18 protein-coding genes are annotated in these 22,757 nt (G+C 41.1%); 11 read left to right on the top strand and 7 right to left on the bottom strand.

Annotation, left to right across the window (positions count from 1 at the left end):
- Nucleotides 1-10: 10 nt before the first annotated feature.
- The gene (metL, locus tag FLM47_RS01510) at nucleotides 11-2,356 is read right to left on the bottom strand and encodes a bifunctional aspartate kinase/homoserine dehydrogenase II (protein WP_178954728.1); all 2,346 of its coding nucleotides are present in this window, start codon (nucleotides 2,354-2,356) and stop codon (nucleotides 11-13) included.
- A gap of 49 nt (nucleotides 2,357-2,405) precedes the next feature.
- Entirely contained in the window at nucleotides 2,406-3,653 is a 1,248-nt protein-coding gene (gene metB, locus FLM47_RS01505; RefSeq protein WP_138607208.1) for a cystathionine gamma-synthase, read from the bottom strand.
- A gap of 198 nt (nucleotides 3,654-3,851) precedes the next feature.
- On the opposite strand from metB, the gene metJ reads away from it, so the two are divergent.
- Nucleotides 3,852-4,172, top strand: a complete 321-nt coding sequence (gene metJ / locus FLM47_RS01500; protein WP_008115021.1) for a met regulon transcriptional regulator MetJ — start codon at nucleotides 3,852-3,854, stop codon at nucleotides 4,170-4,172.
- Nucleotides 4,173-4,244: 72 nt separating this feature from the next.
- Here the strand turns inward: metJ and FLM47_RS01495 are convergent, their stop codons facing one another.
- Both FLM47_RS01495 and rpmE read right to left on the bottom strand, forming a co-directional pair.
- Complete coding sequence (locus FLM47_RS01495; protein ID WP_008465773.1) at nucleotides 4,245-5,486, bottom strand: malic enzyme-like NAD(P)-binding protein; 1,242 nt, start codon at nucleotides 5,484-5,486, stop codon at nucleotides 4,245-4,247.
- 523 nt (nucleotides 5,487-6,009) lie between these two features.
- On the bottom strand, nucleotides 6,010-6,225 hold the full coding sequence (gene rpmE / locus FLM47_RS01490) for a 50S ribosomal protein L31 (RefSeq protein ID WP_008115018.1): 216 nt from the start codon (nucleotides 6,223-6,225) through the stop codon (nucleotides 6,010-6,012).
- 230 nt (nucleotides 6,226-6,455) lie between these two features.
- Between rpmE and priA the strand changes: the two genes are divergently transcribed.
- From priA to FLM47_RS01465, 5 genes are all read left to right on the top strand, one after another.
- Nucleotides 6,456-8,639, top strand: coding sequence for a primosomal protein N' (gene priA, locus FLM47_RS01485; protein ID WP_178954718.1), 2,184 nt, complete (start codon nucleotides 6,456-6,458; stop codon nucleotides 8,637-8,639).
- A gap of 20 nt (nucleotides 8,640-8,659) precedes the next feature.
- A complete protein-coding gene (locus tag FLM47_RS01480) occupies nucleotides 8,660-9,187 on the top strand; it encodes an SPOR domain-containing protein (protein ID WP_178954708.1) in 528 nt (175 codons plus the stop codon).
- An 81-nt stretch (nucleotides 9,188-9,268) separates the two neighbouring features.
- Nucleotides 9,269-9,787, top strand: a complete 519-nt coding sequence (gene hslV / locus FLM47_RS01475; RefSeq protein ID WP_010390410.1) for an ATP-dependent protease subunit HslV — start codon at nucleotides 9,269-9,271, stop codon at nucleotides 9,785-9,787.
- Between the two features lie 12 nt (nucleotides 9,788-9,799).
- Nucleotides 9,800-11,128: an HslU--HslV peptidase ATPase subunit gene (hslU, locus tag FLM47_RS01470; RefSeq protein ID WP_138607212.1), complete on the top strand. Its 1,329-nt coding sequence runs from the start codon at nucleotides 9,800-9,802 to the stop codon at nucleotides 11,126-11,128.
- Between the two features lie 61 nt (nucleotides 11,129-11,189).
- Nucleotides 11,190-11,564, top strand: a complete 375-nt coding sequence (locus FLM47_RS01465; RefSeq protein ID WP_138607214.1) for a gamma-butyrobetaine hydroxylase-like domain-containing protein — start codon at nucleotides 11,190-11,192, stop codon at nucleotides 11,562-11,564.
- Between the two features lie 71 nt (nucleotides 11,565-11,635).
- Here FLM47_RS01465 and FLM47_RS01460 read toward each other — a convergent pair whose 3' ends face one another.
- Nucleotides 11,636-13,516 (bottom strand): methyl-accepting chemotaxis protein, encoded by a 1,881-nt coding sequence (locus tag FLM47_RS01460; protein ID WP_178954704.1) that lies wholly within the window; start codon nucleotides 13,514-13,516, stop codon nucleotides 11,636-11,638.
- A 400-nt stretch (nucleotides 13,517-13,916) separates the two neighbouring features.
- Between FLM47_RS01460 and rraA the strand changes: the two genes are divergently transcribed.
- Both rraA and FLM47_RS01450 read left to right on the top strand, forming a co-directional pair.
- On the top strand, nucleotides 13,917-14,414 hold the full coding sequence (gene rraA / locus FLM47_RS01455) for a ribonuclease E activity regulator RraA (RefSeq protein ID WP_008465762.1): 498 nt from the start codon (nucleotides 13,917-13,919) through the stop codon (nucleotides 14,412-14,414).
- A gap of 1 nt (nucleotide 14,415) precedes the next feature.
- Complete coding sequence (locus tag FLM47_RS01450) at nucleotides 14,416-15,465, top strand: formimidoylglutamase (protein WP_178954702.1); 1,050 nt, start codon at nucleotides 14,416-14,418, stop codon at nucleotides 15,463-15,465.
- A gap of 7 nt (nucleotides 15,466-15,472) precedes the next feature.
- On the opposite strand, the gene FLM47_RS01445 is transcribed toward FLM47_RS01450, so the two are convergent.
- Both FLM47_RS01445 and hutI read right to left on the bottom strand, forming a co-directional pair.
- The gene (locus FLM47_RS01445) at nucleotides 15,473-17,197 is read right to left on the bottom strand and encodes a GGDEF domain-containing phosphodiesterase (RefSeq protein WP_178956827.1); all 1,725 of its coding nucleotides are present in this window, start codon (nucleotides 17,195-17,197) and stop codon (nucleotides 15,473-15,475) included.
- A gap of 57 nt (nucleotides 17,198-17,254) precedes the next feature.
- The gene (gene hutI, locus FLM47_RS01440) at nucleotides 17,255-18,502 is read right to left on the bottom strand and encodes an imidazolonepropionase (protein WP_138607220.1); all 1,248 of its coding nucleotides are present in this window, start codon (nucleotides 18,500-18,502) and stop codon (nucleotides 17,255-17,257) included.
- Nucleotides 18,503-18,611: 109 nt separating this feature from the next.
- Here hutI and hutC point away from each other — a divergent pair, with 109 nt between their 5' ends.
- Genes hutC through hutH form a run of 3 tightly spaced genes read left to right on the top strand, consistent with a single transcriptional unit; the run spans nucleotide 18,612 to nucleotide 22,567 of the window.
- Complete coding sequence (gene hutC, locus FLM47_RS01435; protein WP_178954700.1) at nucleotides 18,612-19,340, top strand: histidine utilization repressor; 729 nt, start codon at nucleotides 18,612-18,614, stop codon at nucleotides 19,338-19,340.
- An 18-nt stretch (nucleotides 19,341-19,358) separates the two neighbouring features.
- Nucleotides 19,359-21,038: a urocanate hydratase gene (gene hutU / locus FLM47_RS01430; RefSeq protein WP_178954698.1), complete on the top strand. Its 1,680-nt coding sequence runs from the start codon at nucleotides 19,359-19,361 to the stop codon at nucleotides 21,036-21,038.
- Nucleotides 21,035-22,567 carry a histidine ammonia-lyase gene (gene hutH, locus FLM47_RS01425; protein ID WP_178954696.1) on the top strand — a complete coding sequence of 511 codons (1,533 nt, stop codon included), beginning with the start codon at nucleotides 21,035-21,037 and terminating at the stop codon, nucleotides 22,565-22,567. Before hutU ends, hutH begins: the two co-directional genes overlap by 4 nt.
- The last annotated feature ends 190 nt before the right edge of the window (nucleotides 22,568-22,757 follow it).

Below are 22,757 nucleotides of genomic sequence, written 5' to 3'. Positions count from 1 at the left end.
TTTTGATGGTCTAGGTAATATTTTGTACCAACCAATATAAGTCAGAGTGCACGCCAGCTGCGGTCACTTCTTTACCCGCACCGGGGCCTTGTATCACTAATGCGTTTTGATTATACCACTGAGTATTAATCACAAAAATATTATCGCCAGGTGTTAAATTAGCAACCGCTTCGCTTTTTGGTACATAGGCAATTCCTACCTTAGCGTTTAGCTTGCTGTTTTTAAACTCCAGCAATCCGGTATAACACAGTGCAGCACTTTGTTGCAAAGCCGCTTCGAAGTGCTGCTTGATAAACGCATCTAAACTAGCCTTGTTATCAACAAAGTCATCCCAACTGCCCGCACTTAGCTCATCGGGCATCAATGCGGATAAAGAAATGTCATCAAGTTCCAATTCAATACCTAATTCACGCGCCAAAATAAGCAACTTGCGTTGCATATCTCGGCCAGATAAATCTTCTCGCGGATCAGGTTCGGTGAACCCCAAAGCTTGTGCTTCAAGCACTAAATCTGAAAATGCCTTGCTGCCATCATACATACTGCATAACCATGACAGCGTGCCAGAAAACACGCCTTCTATACGCGTTATTTTATCGCCACTGTTTTGCAAATCGGCCAGTGCAAAGTTAATCGGTAATCCGGCTCCCACACTGGCATTATAACGCCAATGTAAGCCGCGCTGTGCCAAATCTTCACGTAATGCTTGATACCAGCTCAGCGGAGCTGTGCCTGCGTATTTATTAGCACTAATTAAGTGACAATTTAATTCCACAAATTTGCTATAAAGCTGGCTAAAATATTCACTGGCGGTAATATCAATCACTACCTTATGTTCATACTCAAGCGTATCAATGTATGACAGCAAATCAGCTTGCTGATAGGGGCTTGCATGGTTTTCCCATTGCTGTTGCCAGCTCTCACAGTCTAACCCATTGGCATTAACCAGCATCTGCTCTGAGCGTAGTAATGCTACTAACTTAATGTTAAAACCTGATGATAAACGGGCTATTTGTGCAGGTAGTTGGCGCATAAATTCAGCACCAACATTACCAAGCCCTGCAATAATTAAAGCTATTTCTTGCGCTTTATTGATCAATTTATCATGCAGTAAGCTCAGCACATCACTCTCAAGTACCTGATCGGTTAATAATAACGTATAACCGTCACCAAAATGAGTAAACCTAGGGTGAATTGATTGCGCTTGAAGTACAGCTGCACTTTGCTCACCGAGTATCGCTATATCTGGCTCTGATGCAATAATTGCAACCCCATTTAAGTTAGAATCACTAATGTTGGCGCGGCCAGCAAAATAATTAACCACCTGATATGTCGCCGACGCAGGGACTACCAAGTAAATTTCGCCCGCATGTTCAAAGTGATGCAAACTATGCTGAATAAGCTGACTAACATGCGCTACCTCGCCTTCACTCAAATCATCAACAGTAAGTAAATCCACATTGTTAATCGTGGTTAAAAAGCGCTTTTGTTTACTCATTCCTAATTTAACTATTTCGGTATGGCTGCCTTGAAGATCGTAACTACTGCGAACAATTAACTCTATATCGGTCCCTTTTAATGGCGATAATGTTTTAGCATGTAGTACGGGGTTACCTAATCTAGCCAATAAATTAGCTTGTTCGCGGCACACCCGCGCATACTTAATCGCATTAGCTACCTTACGCGGATCAGTACTAAAAACACCTTGAGTGTCAGTCCAAATAGACACTTTTTTAGCATTGCAATATCGTGCTAATAAAGTAGCACTGTAATCACTGCCGTTACGTCCTAAGGTCACGGTTTCATGTTGTAAATTAGCCGCAATAAACCCTGTAACGACATTAATTTTGCTTGTATCTATGGCTTTTAAGCACTGCTGCTGATTATTAGCATGCTGTAGCTGCCCTGCGTCTAACGTAAATAATTGCCTAGCGTCCAGAGCGCAAGCACTAACGTTAAGTTGCCCTAAGTAAGCGCTTAATAGCCTTGCAGACCATAATTCGCCATGAGCTAATAGCCACGCTTCAGTTAATATGTTTTGCTTAGCCTGCTGAGTAATAATGCTTAGCTCAGTGGCAAGTATATTGAGTGCTTCATGCTTAGCACCCGCTATAAGCAATTGTTCAATTAGCGAAGATTGATGATTACTTATTAATAAAATAATGTCAGCAATCGCTTGGGTATCTTGCTGTTCAAAGCTTTGCCACAATTTAACCAAGGTATCGGTGGTTTTACCGGCAGCAGATACCACCACACAATCCCCGGCTTGAGCATGAGTTAAAATAATATTTGCGACACTTTTAAAGCGATCCGCTGAGCTTAAACTCGAACCACCAAATTTATGAACCTGATTTACCATGTTAATACCAACTCGACTTCATGTTTTATATTTTCAAAATTGGTAGGCACTACCATAACGCCGGATGCGCCGCGTTTAGTTTCGCTGAGCCAAATGACTCACTGGCACCATTTTTTGCAGCTAAAGCATTATCTGCTTGCCCGGGGCGAACCAAATTAAATACCCTGTCTAAATCAGCAAGTAAGTCTTTTGCATCTTCAATACCCACCGAAATACGAATAAGCGTATCACCCACCCCAGCTTCTGCACGGGCAGTCGCCTCCATGCCTGCATGGGTCATGGTTGCGGGGTGACAAATCAAACTTTCAACTCCGCCTAATGATTCCGCCAAACTAAATTCATTTAAGCGCGTTAAAAACGCTGCAGCATCGTTTATATCGCCTTTGATATCAAAACTAACCATTGCACCAAAGCCAAACTGCTGCGCCTTAGCAAGCGCATGTTGTGGATGTGATTCAAGACCTGGATAGTAAACCTGAGCAACAAACGGGGAGTTTTCTAGATACTGTGCAATAGCGAGTGCATTTTCTTGGTGTTGCCTCAAACGCACGTTTAACGTGCGCAAACCTCTGAGAGTTAAATAGCTATCAAATGGCGCTCCAGTAATGCCAATATTATTTGCCCACCATGCCAGTTCTTCACCAAGCTCAGCGGTTGCTGCAATAACCGCCCCCCCAACAACATCTGAATGACCATTGATATATTTAGTAGTTGAGTGAACCACAATATCAGCACCAAATTTAATCGGATTTTGCAAAGCCGGCGATAAAAATGTGTTATCGGCAGCAACCAGAGCACCGCACTGCTTAGCAATATCGGTAACTGCTTTAATATCAGTTAATCGTAAAATTGGATTACTCGGTGTTTCAATCCAGATCAGCTTAGGTTTAATAGCAAGAATTTGCGATAAGCTTTCGCTTTTAGTGAAATCGACCACTTCTAGCTTTAACAAGCCGCGTTTTTCTAGTGAGGTAAATAAACGATAGCTGCCACCATAGCAATCGTGAGGAATCATTAACGTATCGTTACTATTTAATAATTGAGTTGTTAAGTGAACTGCCGCCATACCCGTTGCAGTAATAATGCCTTTAGCCCCGCCTTCAAGTTCAGTGAGCGCCTCAGCCAAAATGTCACGGTTAGGATTACCACTGCGGCCATAATCATATTGGCGTTTGGTATCAAAGTCAGAAAATGAGTAAGTTGTTGATAAATAAAGCGGTGGAACAACCGCACCATGCTGTTTGTCGGCTTCTATTCCACTACGAACAGCAATTGTTGCCTTATTTTTTTCACTCATTTTCGTCACCTTTACTATTTTGGAAGTTTAGACGTCTAAAAGGTAGCGCATGCAGTTTAAGATGTCAAAGCATTTAAATGTCTAGATAGCTAAATAACTAGTATTTGACTATCTTTTTTAAACCGATAGAATTTCACGCATATTTACACGCTTTGATGCTGTGTGAGCAATTTATAATCTGAGGCAACGATACATCTTATGGCTAAATGGAATGGTGAATATATTCACCCATACGCAGAACACGGGAAAAAATCCGAACAAGTAAAAAAGATCACCGTTTCGATCCCGCTAAATGTATTAAAAGTATTAACTGACGAACGTACTCGTCGTCAAATAAACAACTTGCGCCATGCAACAAATAGTGAGCTTTTATGCGAAGCATTTTTGCATGCATTTACAGGGCAACCGCTGCCTAATGATGATGATCTACGTAAAGACAACGCAGAAAAAGTACCTGAAGAGGTGAAGAAAATAATGCAAGAAATGGGACTAGAAGTGCCTATTTTAAATGAAGATTAAATTTCTTTATCTGTGTTATAAAAAAACCTCAGCAAATGCTGAGGTTTTTTTTGCGTTAATTCACACTTAAAATTACGCCATGTAGTTCTCTGGCATATCAATTTGTGCCACACCCGAATCAACTGCAGCTTGAGCAACGGCTTTGGCGATACGAGGCAATAAGCGCGGATCCATAGGTTTTGGTATAATATATTTAGCACCAAACTCTAGTTTATCGATACCTGCAGCAGTCAGTACTTCAGCCGGAACTGGCTCTTTAGCAATACTGCGAATTGCCTCTACAGCAGCTATTTTCATTTCATCGTTTATTTCACTTGCGCGTACATCTAGTGCGCCACGGAAAATAAATGGAAAACAAAGTACGTTGTTAACTTGGTTCGGATAATCAGAACGGCCAGTCGCCATAATAAGATCGTTGCGTGCAGCATGTGCTAATTGCGGATCAATTTCAGGATCGGGGTTTGAACATGCAAATACAACTGGGCGGTCAGCCATTAACTTCAAATCATCGGCGGCTAATAAATTAGGGCCTGATACACCAACAAACACATCGGCATCTTCAATTACGTCCTGTAAAGTACGTTTATCCGTATTGTTTGCAAATAATTGCTTATATTCATTTAAGTCATCACGACGTGTATGAATAACGCCTTTACGGTCTAACATATAAATATGTTCACGCAGTGCGCCACACTTAATTAAAAGCTCCATACAGGCAACAGCTGCAGCGCCGGCACCTAAACACACGATAATCGCATCTTCAATTGCTTTACCTTGTACTTCTAGCGCATTTAGCATACCCGCAGCCGTTACAATTGCCGTACCATGTTGGTCATCATGAAATACAGGAATGCTGCAACGTTCTATAAGTGCTTTTTCTATCTCAAAACATTCTGGCGCTTTAATATCTTCTAGGTTGATACCACCAAACGTGTCTGCAATATTCGCAACCGTGTTGATAAAGTCTTCGGTTGTGCGGTGCTTAACTTCTATATCAATTGAATCTAGACCTGCAAAACGTTTAAATAATAATGCCTTGCCTTCCATTACTGGTTTTGAGGCCAGTGGGCCTAAATTACCTAAGCCTAAAATTGCGGTGCCGTTAGTAATAACCGCAACCATATTTCCTTTACCAGTATACTTATAGGCATTTGCTGGATCAGCGGCAATTTCACGAACAGGTTCTGCAACACCTGGGCTATATGCGAGCGCGAGGTCTTTAACCGTCTCAGCGGGCTTGGTCAGCTCAATACTGATTTTACCTGGAACGGGATGGGCATGGTAATGTAGTGCTTGTTCACGAAAATCTGACATAACGCGATTATATCCTGCAATTTAAGTTAAAGTGAGAGGTAGTTTTATTCTACGATACCTTTATTATTTTTAAATTCCAAGCAATATCAGGTCTATCCTGTTATATGCTAGAACTCTTAATTTTAAGTGATTTATCAGCAACTTCCCTAGATTATCCTGACATTTTTAAAATATAAATTCGTCATAAAAATGAATATTACAGGTCGTTTTTACCCTTATTCAATATTTATGAAATACTCTTTTCAGTCTTAAATTAAAATAGTGAAATACCGAACTTTGTTTAACTTTAAATACAAATAACTTCACGTTAACTACATTTAAGTACCATATTTAAAGTGTAACAAATAAAAATATAGATAATATTGGCAATTTTGTCTGCAAATGTTTATGCATATTCGGAATAAGAACAGGAAATAGTTATGCAAAAATAATAAATACAAAACTGTTATAAAATGGAGGGATAAGTGAATTTTAGGCACAAAAAAAGCACCCTAAGGTGCTTTTTTTACATAGAAACAAAAAATTATTTTTTGCTGCTAAGTGCACCGAAGCGCTTGTTGAAGCGATCAACACGGCCGCCAGTGTCTAAAATCTTTTGCTTACCAGTGTAAAACGGGTGACACGCAGAACATACGTCTAAGTGAATGTCTTTACACAAAGTAGAACGAGTTTCGAATTTGTTTCCGCATGAACAAGTTGCAGAAATTACTTCGTACTTAGGGTGAATACCTTCTTTCATAGGAACCTCTAGTTAAGGCCGCATCGCTCTCCAAACCCGAAGTCTGGCACCATACGTCGTTAAAACAAATTTATTGGTCGCGAATTTTATCCAACAACCCGCACGCACACAAGCTTTAATTATTCTTTTTACTAAAAAGTCTGCAAACACCTATTGATTACTGATTTGTCGGTAGGCTTTTAATACTATTTTTAGTACATTAGGCTATTAGGTTTCTTAGTTGAGTTGTTATGTGTTTTGTTGAAGTTGCAATAAAAGTCCCCTTACCTCGCACCTTTGATTATAAAGTGGATGAGCAATTAACACCGCTGACTAAATTGCAGCCTGGCATGCGCGTACTCGTCCCTTTTGGCAATCAACGAAAAGTAGCGGTTATCCTTAGTTTAAAAACCGATACAGAAGTTCCTGAAGGCAAAATCAAATCTATTATTGAAGTAATTGATAATTCGCCGGTGTTATCTGCACAACATTTGGAGCTGCTGAAGTTTACTGCGCGTTATTATTGTTATCCACTAGGTGAAACTATTCATATTGCACTCCCCAATGCGCTGCGCCAAGGTGAATGCCCTGATAAAACCAGTATAAATATGCTGACGTTAACTGATAAAGGGGCGCTTTTACCATCTTTAAAAGCTAAAACACAGCTTAACTTGCTTAAGCAATTATCTGCATCGGGTAAATCATCATTAACGGAACTAAAAGCCCTCGGGTTTAATAAAAAGACTATTGATAGCCTATTAGCAAAAGAACTGATAGTGCAAACCATTGAACATGACAATCAATGGCAACATGCCTTTCCTACTGTGGGCACTAAGCCTCGCTTAAATAAAGAACAAGCAATTGCTTGCACTACTATAAATCAAAGTGCTGGTTTTAATAGTTTTTTACTTGAAGGTGTCACGGGTAGCGGTAAAACAGAAGTTTACCTACAGTGTCTTGAAGAGGTGTTAAAACGTGGAGAGCAAGCGTTAGTGCTTGTTCCAGAAATAGGTTTAACACCACAAACAGTGAATCGTTTTAGACGTCGCTTCCCTGACACGCCAATTATGCTATGGCATTCAGCGCTCACCGATAACGAGCGTCTGCAAACATGGCGGTTTTGTGAAAAAGGCAGTTGTGCTATCGTTATAGGTACTCGTTCGAGTATTTTTCTACCCTTTTTAAAACTCGGGATGATTGTGGTTGATGAGGAGCATGATGCTTCATTTAAACAACAAGATACTCTACGCTATCATGCACGCGATTTAGCAGCGTATCGCGCATATCAGCAAAATATCCCGCTTATTTTAGGCAGTGCGACTCCCGCATTAGAAACACTGCACAAAGCAATTAATAACAAATACCAGTTACTCACATTAAGTGAGCGTGCACAAACGGCCACCGATAATCAATTTAAGCTTCTCGACATGAAAGGTCAGCCTGATCAAGCGGGTATTGCCCATGCGAGCTTAGCGATAATGCGCCAGCACCTGAATAAAGGTAAGCAGGTAATGGTATTTTTAAACCGCCGTGGTTTTTCGCCCACTTTAATATGTCATGAGTGTGGTTGGTTAAGTGAATGTAATCGCTGCAGCACGAGTGCAACCTTTCATAAAGCCATCGGTCAGATGATTTGCCACCATTGTGGTGACCAATATCAAGTACCGCATCAATGCCCTGACTGTGGAAGCACGCAGATATTTCCTAACGGCAAAGGCACCGAACAAATAGAAGAATTTTTGAGTACTGAATTTAAAGACATCCCAATTAGCCGAATAGACCGTGACTCTACGAGGCGCAAAGGCAGCCTTGAAAAAGCATTGGATGAAATAAACCAAGGTGGCGCACGCATTTTAGTCGGTACGCAAATGCTGGCCAAAGGCCACCACTTTGCGGATGTAAGCTTAGTACTCATTTTAGATGTAGATAGTGGTTTATATTCGTGTGACTTTAGGGCAACAGAACACCTTGCTCAATTAGTGACTCAGGTTGCAGGCAGAGCTGGACGTTCTGGTGAGCCCGGTGAAGTATTATTACAAACACACTTCCCTGAGCACCCATTATTACAAGATTTAGTTAATAACGGCTATCAAGATTTTGCCCGCTTTGCGCTCACTGAACGAAGTGACGCGCAGTTACCACCAATCACCAGTATGGCAATAGTTCGTGCACAGGGACATAACATTAAGCAAGTCGTCGACTTTCTAACGGATTTGGTTCCTGTCAATGGGGTATCTGGTATACAATTGCTTGGACCTATCCCTGCGCCTTTAGAAAAGATTGCGGGGATGTATCGTTTTCAATTACATATTCAAGCGCAAGATCGACGCATTTTACATCCGTATCTTGCACAAATGGTTGATTATCTCAGCACCAGTAAACTAGCTCAAAAAGTTCGCTGGAGTTTAGACGTAGACCCTACAGACATGATTTAGGTAAGGCCACACATAACACCATGGCACAGCACGATTATATTAATAAAAAACCAAAAAATAGAAAAAACACCAAACAAGAACCGGCTAAAAAACCTTTTCCGCTGTTATTAACCCTGATTGCACTAGTACTTGTGGGTGGCTTTGCATATGGACTCTGGTTTGTTAAAAATAATGCCGATCCTGATCTTGTTGAAAAACAAGCAAACCCAACAGCCGAAAAACAAGTAGAAATAGCTAAACCGCGACCACCTAAATTTATTAAAGAAATTAAAGAGCATGAAATTCAAGTTGAAGTGAAAGAACTTGAACAAAAAGGCCCTTATGTTATGCAGTGTGGTTCATTTAAAACGCATCAACAAGCTGAAACCTTAAAGGCTAAAATAGCCTTTGCTGGGCTAATTTCAGAGATCAAAAAAACCACAGGTACTAATGGTATTTGGTATAAGGTGCGTTTAGGGCCTTATGAAACCAAGCGCCAAGCAGAAAGTGATAAGAACAAACTAAAACGAATTAATATCGTTGGCTGCGGAATTTGGGGCTGGACTTGAATTTAAACCATTCACCCATATAACCTCTTCATAATCGTTTTTTACGCGCTGCCCCCTTGCAGCGCGATGGTGAGGAATAACATGACTACAATCGTAAGTGTACGCCGTGATGACAAAGTTGTTATTGGTGGTGACGGCCAAGTCTCCCTTGGTAATACTGTAATGAAGGGCAATGCCCGAAAAGTTCGACGTCTTTATAATGGCAAAGTAATCGCTGGTTTCGCTGGCGGTACTGCTGATGCCTTCACCCTTTTCGAACGTTTTGAAAGCAAATTAGAAATGCACCAAGGCAATCTAACTAAAGCGGCTGTAGAAATGGCTAAAGATTGGCGTAGCGATCGTGCCTTACGCAAACTTGAAGCCCTGCTAGCTGTTGCTGATGAAACTGCCTCATTGATCATCACTGGTAATGGTGACGTCGTACAACCTGAAAACGACCTGATCGCAATTGGCAGCGGCGGAAACTTTGCACAATCTGCTGCAACCGCCTTATTAGAAAATACCGACTTAAGTGCCCATGAAATTGTAGAGAAAAGTCTTACAATTGCTGGCAACATCTGTGTATTTACGAATAACTTCCAAACTATCGAAGAATTGTAATAGGAACCCGCTATGTCTGATATGACCCCAAGAGAAATTGTTCATGAGCTAGACCAACATATTATTGGTCAAGCAAAAGCAAAAAAAGCGGTTGCTATTGCCCTTCGTAATCGCTGGCGCCGTATGCAGTTAAACGAAGATTTACGTGCAGAAGTAACGCCAAAGAATATTTTAATGATTGGCCCTACTGGTGTAGGTAAAACGGAAATTGCGCGTCGATTAGCAAAACTGGCTAATGCCCCCTTTATTAAAGTGGAAGCCACTAAATTCACAGAAGTAGGTTATGTAGGTAAAGAAGTTGAAACTATCATCCGTGATTTAGTCGACGTTTCAATCAAAATGACCCGTGAACAACAAACCAAAAAGTTTAAACACCGTGCAGAAGAAGCCGCTGAAGAGCGTATTTTAGATGTATTACTACCTCCAGTGAAAGATCAGTATGGGGAAGTTCAGCGCGATGAAAGCTCATCGACACGTCAATCGTTTCGTAAAAAATTACGCGAAGGCCAGCTAGATGACAAAGAAATCGATATTGATTTAGCCCAAGCTCAACCGAATGTTGAAATTATGGCTCCTCCTGGTATGGAAGAAATGACCAACCAGCTACAGGGCATGTTTCAAAATATGGGTGGTGATAAACGCACTAAACGTAAGCTTAAAATTAAAGAAGCATTTAAACTACTTACCGAAGAAGAAGCCGGAAAATTAGTTAACCCTGAAGAATTAAAAGAGCAGGCAATTTTTGCTGTAGAGCAAAACGGCATTGTGTTTATTGACGAAATCGACAAAATCTGTAAGCGCGGTGAAGCCTCAGGCCCAGATGTAAGCCGTGAAGGTGTACAACGTGATTTACTACCGCTTATTGAAGGTTCTACAGTAAACACTAAGCATGGCATGGTCAAAACTGACCATATGCTATTTATTGCCTCAGGTGCATTCCAGATGTCTAAACCATCAGACATGATCCCGGAGTTACAAGGCCGTTTACCTATTCGTGTTGAACTTGAAGCACTCACAGCCGATGACTTTAAGCGCATTTTAACTGAGCCACACGCATCACTTACGGAGCAACAACGCGAGCTACTCAAAACAGAGCATGTCGCTGTTGAATTTAGCGACGATGCAATTGAGCGAATTGCTAAAGCCGCTTGGCAGGTTAATGAGAAAACCGAAAACATCGGTGCTCGCCGTCTGCATACTGTTATGGAAAGATTAATGGAAGAAATTTCATATGATGCTTCTGAAAAAGCGGGTTCAAGTTTAGTTATTGACGCTGCCTATGTTGAAAAGCACCTAGGTGCGCTGGTTGAAGATGAAGACTTAAGCCGCTTTATTCTTTAACAGCCGTTTAATGTATACTAAAAGCCTCCAGCATGGAGGCTTTTTTGTAAGTGAGATGACGATGAAACAAGTAACTAAAGTGCACTATCATAGTGTAAGTAAAAATTTAGATGTGTTTTTTGATGATCATTCAGACGCAACCTTCAGTACTGAATTTTTACGGGTTCACTCTCCCTCAGCCGAGGTGCAAGGCCATGGCTCTGAGCCTATGAAGTTAGTACTTAATAAACAAACAGTGGGCATTAAAAGCATTACACCCGTAGGGCATTACGCGTTGCGTTTAGAGTTTGACGACGGGCACAACAGCGGGTTGTTTAGCTGGCAATATTTGGCTAAGTTACAAGCCGAACATACTAAGTTGTGGGACACTTATTTAGAACGTGTTAAACAACATGAAAATAACAAAGATAGCGTACCAATAAAATTTGTACCTTAACGTCAGTTATGATGCTTCTGCTTCGTTAATAACAAACAAGCGGCAATTAAGCCGCTTGTTTCTATGGATAATTAAACTTTATATTTTGAGATTGCTTGATGAAGCACCCTTGATTGCTCAGATACCTCTTCACTTGTTTGCGCATTCGTTTGTGAATGAGCAGCAGCCCCTTCAGCAATATCTCGAATACGGACTACGTTTTTATTAACCTCTGATGCTACCTGGCTCTGTTCATCAATAGCAGTAGCAATATGTGTACTCATTTCCATAATCGTTTGCACATCAACAGTGATAGCTCCTAGCAATTCACCCGCTTTTGTTGCTTGTGTTGCACTCTCACCACCTTGAGTACGACACTGATGCATGATACTTACTACCTCTTGGGTACGCTGTTGTAAGGTGTTAATAATACCCTCAATTTCGCTAGTTGACTCTTGCGTGCGTTGTGCAAGTGAGCGCACCTCATCTGCAACAACCGCAAAACCACGACCTTGCTCACCCGCTCTTGCTGCTTCAATAGCCGCATTTAGAGCCAGTAAATTAGTTTGTTCTGCAATGGCACGAATTACATCAAGTACAGAGCCAATGGTTTCACCATCTTTTTCTAGCTGTGACACCACGCTAGAGGCCTTACCAAGCGAATCAGACAAAGCATTAATATGTTTAATGGTTGACTCTACTTCAACCTGACCTTGTTGAGCACTTACATTGGTTGATTCAGCTTTTTTAGCTGCAGCTTCTGTATTATGTGAAATATCTTGAATCGTTGCTTGCATTTCTGTGGCTGCCGTTGCCACCATGTCCGCTTCATGCAATTGCTCTTGCATGCCAGAACTAGTTGCTGAGGTTGTTTCAGATAAGTTACCCGTTGCTATATTAAGCGTTGTTAGAGCAGTATTTACTTCATAGATAAGATCTTTAAAGTCGCTAATCAAGCTATTAAAATCTATGGTCATCCTAGTGACTTCATCTTCTCCTTTGTGCTCTATGAATAAGCTTAAATCATTGTTTTTTCTTATCTTGTCAATAGTTTGATAAACCCTCTCAATAGGCTGAATAATTGAGCGACTCGTTAAGTACACAAGAACCATCACAATCACACTGGCAATTATAAATATGGCTATTGCCAATAATTGCGCCTGCTGGGCCGTCTCAGCAACTTGTTTTTTAGTGGCCGAAGTAATGGCAGTCACCACATCATCACTTTTCTTAATACTGACTCTCATTTTTCCAAGAGCACCCGAATCTAAATCAACCCCTAAAGCGATTTGTGCTTCAACTAGTGCGGTAAATTTGCCTTGGTAATTGGTCATTAATGAAGTTAATTGATTGCGTATATTACTAGGTATTTCTGAGGTATTTACTTGTTGTTTTAACTCATCACCTAATTTATTAAATCGGTCTAAATATTTGGTATCTAAACGCAACATAAAATCTTTCTCAGCGCGGCGTAGCTGCAACATGGTGGTCAGTAATTTATAATCATTTTGCTGATTCAATAATGTTTCAATGTTGTGTACTGACTTACGCAGTTCGCCATAAAGCGCATCTTTAGGATGTAAACCTATCTTCCGTTGCAAATTAACAACAATTTGAAAGTCATCATAATACTGCTTTGCAAGCACCTCAAATTGGTTAACCTGATCAATGGCAATATCTAAATCTTTTGATAAAGCAGATAGTTTCCCTAGTTTGAGCTGCAGCTGTTTATATTCATTAGTGAATAAATCTAAGCTTTTTTCATCTTTATAAAATAAAAAGTCTTTTTCATATTTACGCATCGAAAGCTCATGCACATCAAGCTCTTCGGCGTATTGAATTGTTTCATTTAATTTAAGCATCACACGTGCTTCATAAATTATGATGCATAGCATGACAATCATTGTTAAACCTACAACTAAGGCGTTTAGTTGCAAACGGCGTTTTATCGTCAGATTTTGTAGAAAATTCATTGTAAATACCTATATTAAATTTGCCAGCGCAGTATAAAGTGATGCTTTCTTTCATTTAACTCATTAAGTTTGAACAAATAAAAAGGGTCGCCGGTAAAGTCTAACCATTAACAAACTCCTTTTAAACAAATGGACAATATAAAACCATTGGCCTAACCACAGTATTACTCAATTTTACAACTCTTGCCACTGAAGGTGAAAATGGTTCAGCCGCATCATGGATGCAATACACCTGTTTATAATCTTGTTGTGGGGAAATGACAAGTTTATGAAAGAATTATTATTCTTATAGTTGATTTAGTTCTAATTATGGCTAAATTTACTGCGATTAAGTCGTTGTTATTGCATATAAGGAGGGTATACTGAGTCACTAACTTATGTATCTTTTGAGGATAAAATAATGGATTACAGCACTTCTGATTTATGCGACCACTTTGCTGATGTGGTTGATGTGCTTGAACCTATGTTCATCAACTTTGGTGGTCGACACAGTTTTGGTGGCCGCATTAAAACGGTAAAATGTTTTGAAAACAATGAACTGATCCGCCAATTACTTTCTCAAGATGGTACTGATCAGATTTTACTTATTGATGGTGGCGGCTCAACTCGCAGAGCATTAATCGACATTGAGCTGGCTGAGCTGGCACTAGAAAACAATTGGCAAGGCATTATCGTATATGGTGCATTACGTCACGTTGATGAGCTTGAAGAACTTGATTTAGGTATTCAAGCTATTGCGTCAATTCCTGTTGCAGCAGACAGTGAAGGCGCGGGCGAAAGCGGTATAGGGGTTAATTTCGCTGGCGTATCATTTTTTGATGATGACTTTGTATATGCTGACAGTACCGGTATTGTGCTTTCAGCTGAAGAATTAGAGCTAGAAATAATAGAACTGTAGCGTGACCTTTCACCTTAAACTATACGACGAAAGCACGGTAAAGGAAATTTGCTCTGACCGTGCTGGAGAGCTAAAAGCATGGCAGTCGATGGCATTACTTGATGCCCGCGACAATATTCAACAAGCACTTGCTGATGCCGTACAATTTGGTATGCGCTTTGTTTTACTCGGGATTTGTGAAGACATTGGCCCGAGAGCCAATCTAGGAAATGGTGGCGCACAGCATGCTTGGCCTGCGTTTTTACAACGCTTTTTAAACCAACCTCATAATGACGCTATTGCCATGCAAAAAGTATTACTGCTTGGCGAAGTCACCCTCGATGATTTAATGCAACAAGCACTACCGCTTGATAATCATAATCCAAACGACTTAGCTCAATTGCGTAAGCTGTGCGCTGAAATAGATGAGCGAGTTGAAGCAATTTTAGACATGGTTTTTAAAGCGGGTCTTGAACCTATTGTTATTGGCGGCGGGCATAATAACTGTTTAGGTATTATTCGCTCACTTGCCAAACATAGCCATAACGCAATTAACGCGATTAATTTAGATCCTCATGCCGACTTTCGTGAGTGTGAAGGTAGGCACAGTGGTAATGGGTTTCGCTACGCTTATCAAGAGCAGCTGCTCAATAATTACCATGTTATTGGCTTACATGAGCTAAAAAACAATCAACCTATTTTTGATGCTATGCAGAGCGCTAACTTTAGCTACACAAGCTATCAAACAATTAATGTGAAGCGCGAAATAAACTTAACAGAAGCAACCACCCATGCACTCCAAAGGTTTGATAACGCACCGCTAGGGGTAGAAGTTGATTTAGATAGCTTAACCAATATGCCTGCAAGTGCCTTTAATTACTGTGGTTTTGATGTCAGCGATGGTGAGCATTATGTTTACTTAGCTGCAAATGATCCGCGCAGTGCTTATTTACACTTATGCGAAGCAGCACCTTCACAACACCCTCATTCTATAACTGCAGGTAAATTACAGTGTGGCCAAGTGATCAGTGCTTTAGTTAATACCTATTTACAAACAAAACTAAGCCTTTAAAACACACTTAAAGTTCTTGTGCTTCTAACCATTGCTTAAACCAACTCATTAATCCTAAACTGCTCAATGGGTGTCCAAAATAGTATCCCTGTGAAGCATAGGCTTTTAGACTTTTTACAAACTTTAGTTGATCGAGTGTTTCAACACCTTCAAAAATAACTTTCGTCTGTTGCTGGTTATGCATTTCAACCATACCACCTACTAAACTACGTATGTTATTTTGATTACTAAAGTCAGCAGTTAATGCAGGCGATATTTTAATGTATGCCACCGCTAAACTAGGTAACTTAGAAAGTAATACAGGATTATCACCTAAACCATCAACGCACACTTTTAAACCTAAGCTGTTAAGTCTTGCTATCATGGCTCTACCTTTATCATCTAGGCTAGTAAAAATGTGTAGCGGACATTCTAAAATTAAATCACCAGGCCTAAGTTGGTGCTCACCGATAACCCCATAAACAAAATCAACAAACTCTTCGTTGAGCATTTCTGGGCCAAATAAGTTAACACTTAAAGGCACCCTCATTCCTTCCATACGCAGTGCCATGGCAAGCTCTCCAGCTCGTTCAATAACAAAGGTCGCAAGTGAGTAACCAAGCCCTGCAATTCTAATATCGTTGATAAACTGGCTCGCCGATAAAGTCCCTTGGGTTGGATGCTGCCAGCGTAATAGCAATTCTAAAAATTCAATTTGGCCATCTTCATTTCGAATAACCGGTTGAAAAAACAATTCGAACTCATCAGCAAAGCTGATATTCGCCAGCTCAGTTAATCGCGCTTGCTGCTCTAAATGATCAGTCGTCATTTGCTGATGATAAGCCACAATTTGTTTAGCTGGCCGACTATCAAGCGCCAAGTAAGCATGACTAATTAGCTCATCAAAGCTGCTGCTTTGTTTATTACAATGTACATAACTGGCTCTTACTTTTACTTCAATCGTACAATTAGCTACATTGAACGGCTTTAAGGTAGCGCCAATAATTTGCTTTATAAGCTGTTGATGTAAATGATTATGATTTTGTAAATCACAAATAAATGCAAAGTTTAACCCACCCAAGTGCGCTAATTTAGCATGCTCAGCAAGAAAAAAAACTTCATCGCTATCTAATAGATCTTTTATTCGATTGGCCGACTGAGATAATAATAAGTCGCCAAAATCTCGGCCAATATGTTGATTAACTTGAGCAAAACCTTCTAGCCTCAGTACGATGATTGCTGCTGTAAATGGATCCTTATCATTGAGTTCATTATATTTTTGACGTAACTGCTGTTTATCAGGGAAGCTGGCTAAGGGTGAGTTTTCAACATACGCTTCAGGCTCGGTTTCTGGCTTTAAAGTTGGAGCAGTCTGCGGCGTATTAGCCATTAAAAAACCACTGCTACTGAGTAGTAAAATTGGAATAAGTAACCACGCTAAATGCAATGTAAAAAAGAGGTAACCTGTAAATAATAAAACAAGCCCGCCTGAGGCACAGGCACTGATAAGTAACGGGACTTTTTGCTTTAGCAAATTCGCCTGATATAAATGAAAAGCAAATCCCAGAGCCAATAACAAAACAAACCAAGGGATGGCAGTGCTAACCATAGCTAAACCAATCAGCCCAGTGTATAAAAAGCTGAGCCTTATTACGTTACTTTTAACGGTTAACAACGCTGCAACCATTGCCATTAAAAGTGCACCACTTAAAAAAATAGCTAAATTGCTATAGCTCAATAACGTTCCATCCATAGCTGAGGTACTCACTGACATTAAATAAAACATAGGCTTAAGAGTTAAGTCTCATAATTAGCTAAGTTTACCCAATATCCATAGATTTAACAGTTTATTTACCCCAAACTGATAACTTAATTGTGCTGGATGCTCAATTTGCCAATGTGCTATGTCGGCGCGAGCGCCTACTTTTAATACGCCTCTATCAGCAAAACCAAGAGCCTGAGCTCCGTGTGCCGTGACTCCCATTAATGCCTGTTCTGGAGTAAAATTAAATAATGTACAAGCCATATTCATCATTAATTGCAAAGAACATAACGGTGATGTGCCTGGGTTAAAGTCACTGGCAATTGCGATGGGAACCTTGTATTTATTTAACAGTTCAATTGGAGGGTATTTCGTTTCTTTTAAAAAATAAAAAGCACCGGGCAGTAATACCGCCACAGTACCTGCATTTGCCATAGCTTTAACTCCGGCTTCATCAAGATATTCCAAATGATCGGCCGACAAACCATTGTATTGCGCCACCAGCGCAGCACCTTGTTGATTGGATAATTGCTCAGCATGGCACTTAATTGCTAACCCCAGTTTTTTAGCCGCATCAAATACTCGCTGCGTTTGAGCATGACTAAAACCAATATCCTCACAAAATACGTCTACTGCATCGACTAAATCATGTTCAACAAGTGTGTTAAGCATTTCATTACACACTAAATTTATATAATCATCACTGCGATTTTTAAACTCTAAAGGTAGTGCATGCGCGCCTAAAAAGGTATTAATGACTTCAATAGGATGATGTTGATTTAAAAGCCTAGCGACTTCTAATATTTTTTTTTCATTTTCTATATCAAGCCCATACCCTGACTTAATTTCTACCGTAGTGACACCTTCAGCTAGCAGTGCATTTAAACGATCTTTTGCTGCTACAAATAATTGTTCGTGGTCAGCCTCTCGGGTTGCTTTCACGGTACTTGCAATTCCGCCCCCTTGCGCGGCAATTTGCTGATAGCTTACCCCCTGTAAACGCTGCTCAAACTCCTGTGCACGAGAACCGGCAAACACCAAGTGAGTATGGCAGTCAATTAAGCCCGGGGTTAACCACTGCCCTTTGATACTTACTACCGGAGTGGCTAATACATCAAAATCAGGTAACTCAGTTTGCTCACCCAACCATATTATTTTGCCATTTTTAATTGCTAAAGCCGCATTTTCTATCGCTCCATAAGGTGCATCAATGTTGTTATCCATGGTGGCAATATTGGCATCGGTGAGTAATAAATCGATATCATTTAACTGTTCTGTGGATTCTGTGGCTTGCATAAGTCTCTCCGCGATAGTGTTCAACAAGTTTAAAAACACATCTTGTATATACAAGATGATTATGCCATCTTACTAGGTATTGTTTATTTTTAATATACTAAAAATATTTATGCCAACACCTAAGTTTACGCAAATAAAACAGTTTATTGTGGACAAAATACGCAGTGGGCTTTGGCTTGAAAACCAACGTGTCCCCTCAGAAAACGAACTAGCCAAACAGTTTACAGTAAGCAGAATGACCGCACGTCGGGCACTTAGTGAACTCACTGATGCCGGTATTTTAACCCGTAGCCAAGGCCTAGGTACGTTTGTAGCAAGCTTCAAGTCTCAGTCGTCATTACTTGAAATAAAAAACATCGCCAATGAAGTAAAAGAGCGAAACGGAAACTACAGCTGCACAGTGCAAGTATTAGAATCGATTAATGCCGTCGCGCCAATTGCAATTGCTTTAGGTGTAGAGGTAGATAGCGTGGTGTATCGCAGTGTCATTATTCATAATGAAAACGACAGTCCCTTGCAAGTAGAGGAGCGCTTTGTAAATCCACCCCTTGCAAAAGATTATTTACAACAAGATTTTACCGCCCTTACCCCGCACGAATACTTATCAACAGTTGCTCCTTTAACGCAAGCGAGGCATACGGTAGAGGCTATTACGCCAAACAGTGAAATGTGCCAATGGCTTAATTTATATAATGAAGAGCCCTGTTTACAAGTAATACGCCGTACTTGGTCGGTAAACGGAATTGTTAGTTTTGCACGACTTATATCGCCAGGCAGTAAGTACCGCTTGGGCGGACAATTAACATTTAAAAACAATAACAAAGCCCATAACGCTTAAATTTAACAGGAGTGAATAATGGATCATCGACTGGACACACAACGCACAATTCGCGCACAGCATGGTAATCAAATATCTACTAAAAGCTGGCAAACCGAAGCAGCTAAACGCATGCTAATGAATAATTTAGACCCTGATGTTGCCGAGCACCCGCAAGCTTTGGTGGTGTATGGTGGGATTGGCCGTGCTGCCCGTGACTGGCCAAGCTACGACAAAATAATTGCGACGCTTGAGCGCCTTGAAGATGACGAAACCCTATTGGTGCAATCAGGTAAACCGGTGGGGGTATTTAAAACTCATAGCAACGCACCGCGGGTATTAATTGCAAATTCTAACCTTGTTCCGCACTGGGCTAACTGGGAACATTTTAACGAGTTAGATAAAAAAGGCTTGATGATGTACGGCCAAATGACCGCTGGCTCTTGGATTTATATTGGTTCTCAAGGAATTGTTCAAGGCACTTACGAAACCTTTGTAGCTATGGCAAAACAACATTTCTCAGGCGATGCCAAAGGTAAGTGGGTGTTAACAGGTGGCCTGGGAGGAATGGGCGGAGCACAACCATTAGCTGCAACCATGGCTGGCTTTAGTGCCTTAGTGGTGGAATGTGATGAAAGCCGTATCGATTTTCGAATAAAAACAGGGTACGTCGACGTAAAAGCCACAGATCTTGAGCATGCATTAAAATTAATAACCGATGCCTGTGTAAAAGGTGAAGCGCTTTCTGTGGGTTTACTTGGTAACGCGGCTGATGTTTTTAGTACCTTAGTAAAAAGTGGTATTACTCCCGATATAGTCACCGATCAAACCTCTGCTCATGATCCGCTTAACGGCTACCTGCCACAAGGTTGGAGTATGGAGCATGCAGCAAAAATGCGAATCGATAATCCACAAGCAGTGGTAAAAGCGGCCAAACAGTCAATGGCTGTTCAAGTAACAGCGATGCTGGCACTGCAAGATGCGGGCGCAGCAACTACCGACTACGGCAACAATATTCGTCAAATGGCGCTCGAAGAAGGCGTAGCAAATGCTTTTGATTTCCCTGGATTTGTGCCTGCTTATATTCGTCCATTATTTTGTGAAGGCATTGGCCCATTTAGATGGGTAGCACTATCGGGCGATCCCGAAGATATTTACAAAACAGACGCAAAAGTAAAAGAGCTCATTCCTGATGATAAGCATTTGCATAATTGGCTTGATATGGCGCGTGAGCGAATTCAATTTCAAGGCTTGCCTGCACGTATTTGTTGGGTTGGCTTAAAAGACCGCGCGCGTTTAGCGGTTGCCTTTAATGAAATGGTTAAAAATGGTGAACTTAAAGCACCAGTAGTTATTGGCCGCGATCATCTTGACTCAGGCTCAGTAGCTAGTCCTAATCGTGAAACAGAGAGCATGCAAGATGGCTCCGATGCTGTCTCTGATTGGCCACTTTTAAATGCCCTGCTCAATACCGCTGGCGGTGCTACTTGGGTATCGCTTCATCATGGTGGCGGCGTTGGAATGGGCTTTAGCCAGCATTCAGGTGTAGTTATTGTTGCCGATGGTACCGATGAAGCAGAGCAACGCCTTGCTAGAGTGCTGTGGAACGATCCCGCTACCGGTGTAATGCGCCATGCCGATGCTGGTTATGACATTGCAAAAAACTGTGCACAACAACAAAACCTAGACCTACCTATGCTTAACAAGGATAAGTCATGATTTCATACACACTCACACCGGGTCAGCTTGAATTAAATACCTTAAGAAAAATTAATCAATCGGCCGTAGATTTAACTTTGGCAACTGAGTCCGTCACACAAATAGCAGCCAGCGCGCAAACCGTTCAAGACGTAATAAACGAGCAGCGTACTGTATATGGTATTAATACCGGCTTTGGTTTATTAGCCAATACTAAAATAGCGAATGATGAGCTAGAACTATTACAACGCAGTATTGTGCTTTCACACGCTGCGGGCATTGGCGAATTAATGGATGACAGCACGGTCAGATTAATGATCACCCTAAAAGTAAATTCTTTATCACGGGGTTATTCTGGTATTCGTTTAGCAGTCATTGAGTTTTTTATACAGCTACTCAAAAATGAAGTGTACCCATGCGTGCCTAAAAAGGGCTCAGTGGGCGCTTCGGGCGATTTAGCCCCCCTTGCTCATATGTGCCTGCCTTTATTGGGTGAAGGGAAAATGCGCTACCAAGGAGAGCTAATAAGCGCAGAACAGGGGTTAAAAATTGCAGGGCTTGAGCCACTGACATTAGCCGCCAAAGAGGGCTTAGCCTTATTAAATGGCACGCAAGCCTCTACTGCATTTGCACTGCAGGGCTTATTTAGAGCCGAAGACTTGTACGCACAAAGCTGTGTAATTGGCTCTATCAGTATTGAGGCCGCCATGGGCAGTCGCGCACCATTTGATGCACGTATTCATGAGGTTCGTGGTCAACAAGGGCAAATTGATACCGCGCACGTATTTAGAGAACTATTAAGTACCCACTCACAAATTAGTGACTCACATATTAATTGTGAAAAAGTACAAGACCCTTATTGCCTGCGTTGCCAACCGCAAGTACTTGGTGCGTGCTTAACCCAAATACGCCAAGCCGCCGAAGTATTAATATGTGAATCAAACGGGGTAACCGATAACCCACTCGTTTTTGCCGATGTGGGGGATATTATTTCAGGTGGAAACTTTCATGCTGAGCCCGTTGCTATGGCCGCTGATAATCTTGCGATTGCCATTGCCGAAATTGGCGCCTTAGCTGAGCGACGTATTGCCCTACTGATTGACTCTAATTTATCAAAATTGCCGCCATTTTTAGTTGAAAACGGTGGGGTAAATTCAGGATTTATGATAGCTCAAGTGACCGCAGCTGCGCTCGCCTCTGAGAACAAGTCACTAGCACACCCAGCCTCGGTAGATAGCTTACCGACCTCAGCTAACCAAGAAGACCATGTCTCTATGGCAACCTTTGCCGCTAGGCGCTTAGTTGATATGGCTAATAATACGCAAGGCGTGTTAGCCGTTGAGTGGCTAAGTGCTTCTCAAGGGTTAGAATTTAGAGCGCCACTACATGCGTGTAAGCAGGTAGAAAATGCGAAGGCACTGCTACGCCAACATGTTAGCTATTACGATAAAGACCGCTACTTTGCTCCCGATATCGAAGCGGCTAACACACTACTAAGTGAAGGTAAGTTGTCCGACTTTATAAAAAATTCGCCCTTACCTTCTTATTAAATAGCCTGAACTCTGGTTAAGAGATTTACTAACGTATTGAATCAATATGATATTTATGTTTATTTTCTCTAGCCAGAGATTTCCAGTGAAAACAAGGCGAAATTACGTGTCGAAAGCTCGCCTATTGCAAGTAAATTCAACGCAGTTAGCACTGAAAATAGCTGCTTGAGATAGATTTATTATTCAGAGT

This window comes from Pseudoalteromonas sp. Scap06 (genome assembly GCF_013394165.1).
In the GTDB taxonomy this organism is placed as follows: Bacteria; Pseudomonadota; Gammaproteobacteria; order Enterobacterales; family Alteromonadaceae; genus Pseudoalteromonas.
The sequence above is the reverse complement of the archived record's forward strand: the minus strand, read 5'-3'. Positions and strand labels throughout refer to the sequence as shown.

Bases quoted from the DNA above. Each gene is read 5' to 3' on its own strand.
- metL (WP_178954728.1), bottom strand. From the start codon at position 2,356: ATGGTAAATCAGGTTCATAAATTTGGTGGTTCGAGTTTAAGCTCAGCG.
- metB (WP_138607208.1), bottom strand. From the start codon at position 3,653: ATGAGTGAAAAAAATAAGGCAACAATTGCTGTTCGTAGTGGAATAGAA.
- metJ (WP_008115021.1), top strand. From the start codon at position 3,852: ATGGCTAAATGGAATGGTGAATATATTCACCCATACGCAGAACACGGG.
- FLM47_RS01495 (WP_008465773.1), bottom strand. From the start codon at position 5,486: ATGTCAGATTTTCGTGAACAAGCACTACATTACCATGCCCATCCCGTT.
- rpmE (WP_008115018.1), bottom strand. From the start codon at position 6,225: ATGAAAGAAGGTATTCACCCTAAGTACGAAGTAATTTCTGCAACTTGT.
- priA (WP_178954718.1), top strand. From the start codon at position 6,456: ATGTGTTTTGTTGAAGTTGCAATAAAAGTCCCCTTACCTCGCACCTTT.
- FLM47_RS01480 (WP_178954708.1), top strand. From the start codon at position 8,660: ATGGCACAGCACGATTATATTAATAAAAAACCAAAAAATAGAAAAAAC.
- hslV (WP_010390410.1), top strand. From the start codon at position 9,269: ATGACTACAATCGTAAGTGTACGCCGTGATGACAAAGTTGTTATTGGT.
- hslU (WP_138607212.1), top strand. From the start codon at position 9,800: ATGTCTGATATGACCCCAAGAGAAATTGTTCATGAGCTAGACCAACAT.
- FLM47_RS01465 (WP_138607214.1), top strand. From the start codon at position 11,190: ATGAAACAAGTAACTAAAGTGCACTATCATAGTGTAAGTAAAAATTTA.
- FLM47_RS01460 (WP_178954704.1), bottom strand. From the start codon at position 13,516: ATGAATTTTCTACAAAATCTGACGATAAAACGCCGTTTGCAACTAAAC.
- rraA (WP_008465762.1), top strand. From the start codon at position 13,917: ATGGATTACAGCACTTCTGATTTATGCGACCACTTTGCTGATGTGGTT.
- FLM47_RS01445 (WP_178956827.1), bottom strand. From the start codon at position 17,197: ATGGATGGAACGTTATTGAGCTATAGCAATTTAGCTATTTTTTTAAGT.
- hutI (WP_138607220.1), bottom strand. From the start codon at position 18,502: ATGCAAGCCACAGAATCCACAGAACAGTTAAATGATATCGATTTATTA.
- hutC (WP_178954700.1), top strand. From the start codon at position 18,612: ATGCCAACACCTAAGTTTACGCAAATAAAACAGTTTATTGTGGACAAA.
- hutU (WP_178954698.1), top strand. From the start codon at position 19,359: ATGGATCATCGACTGGACACACAACGCACAATTCGCGCACAGCATGGT.
- hutH (WP_178954696.1), top strand. From the start codon at position 21,035: ATGATTTCATACACACTCACACCGGGTCAGCTTGAATTAAATACCTTA.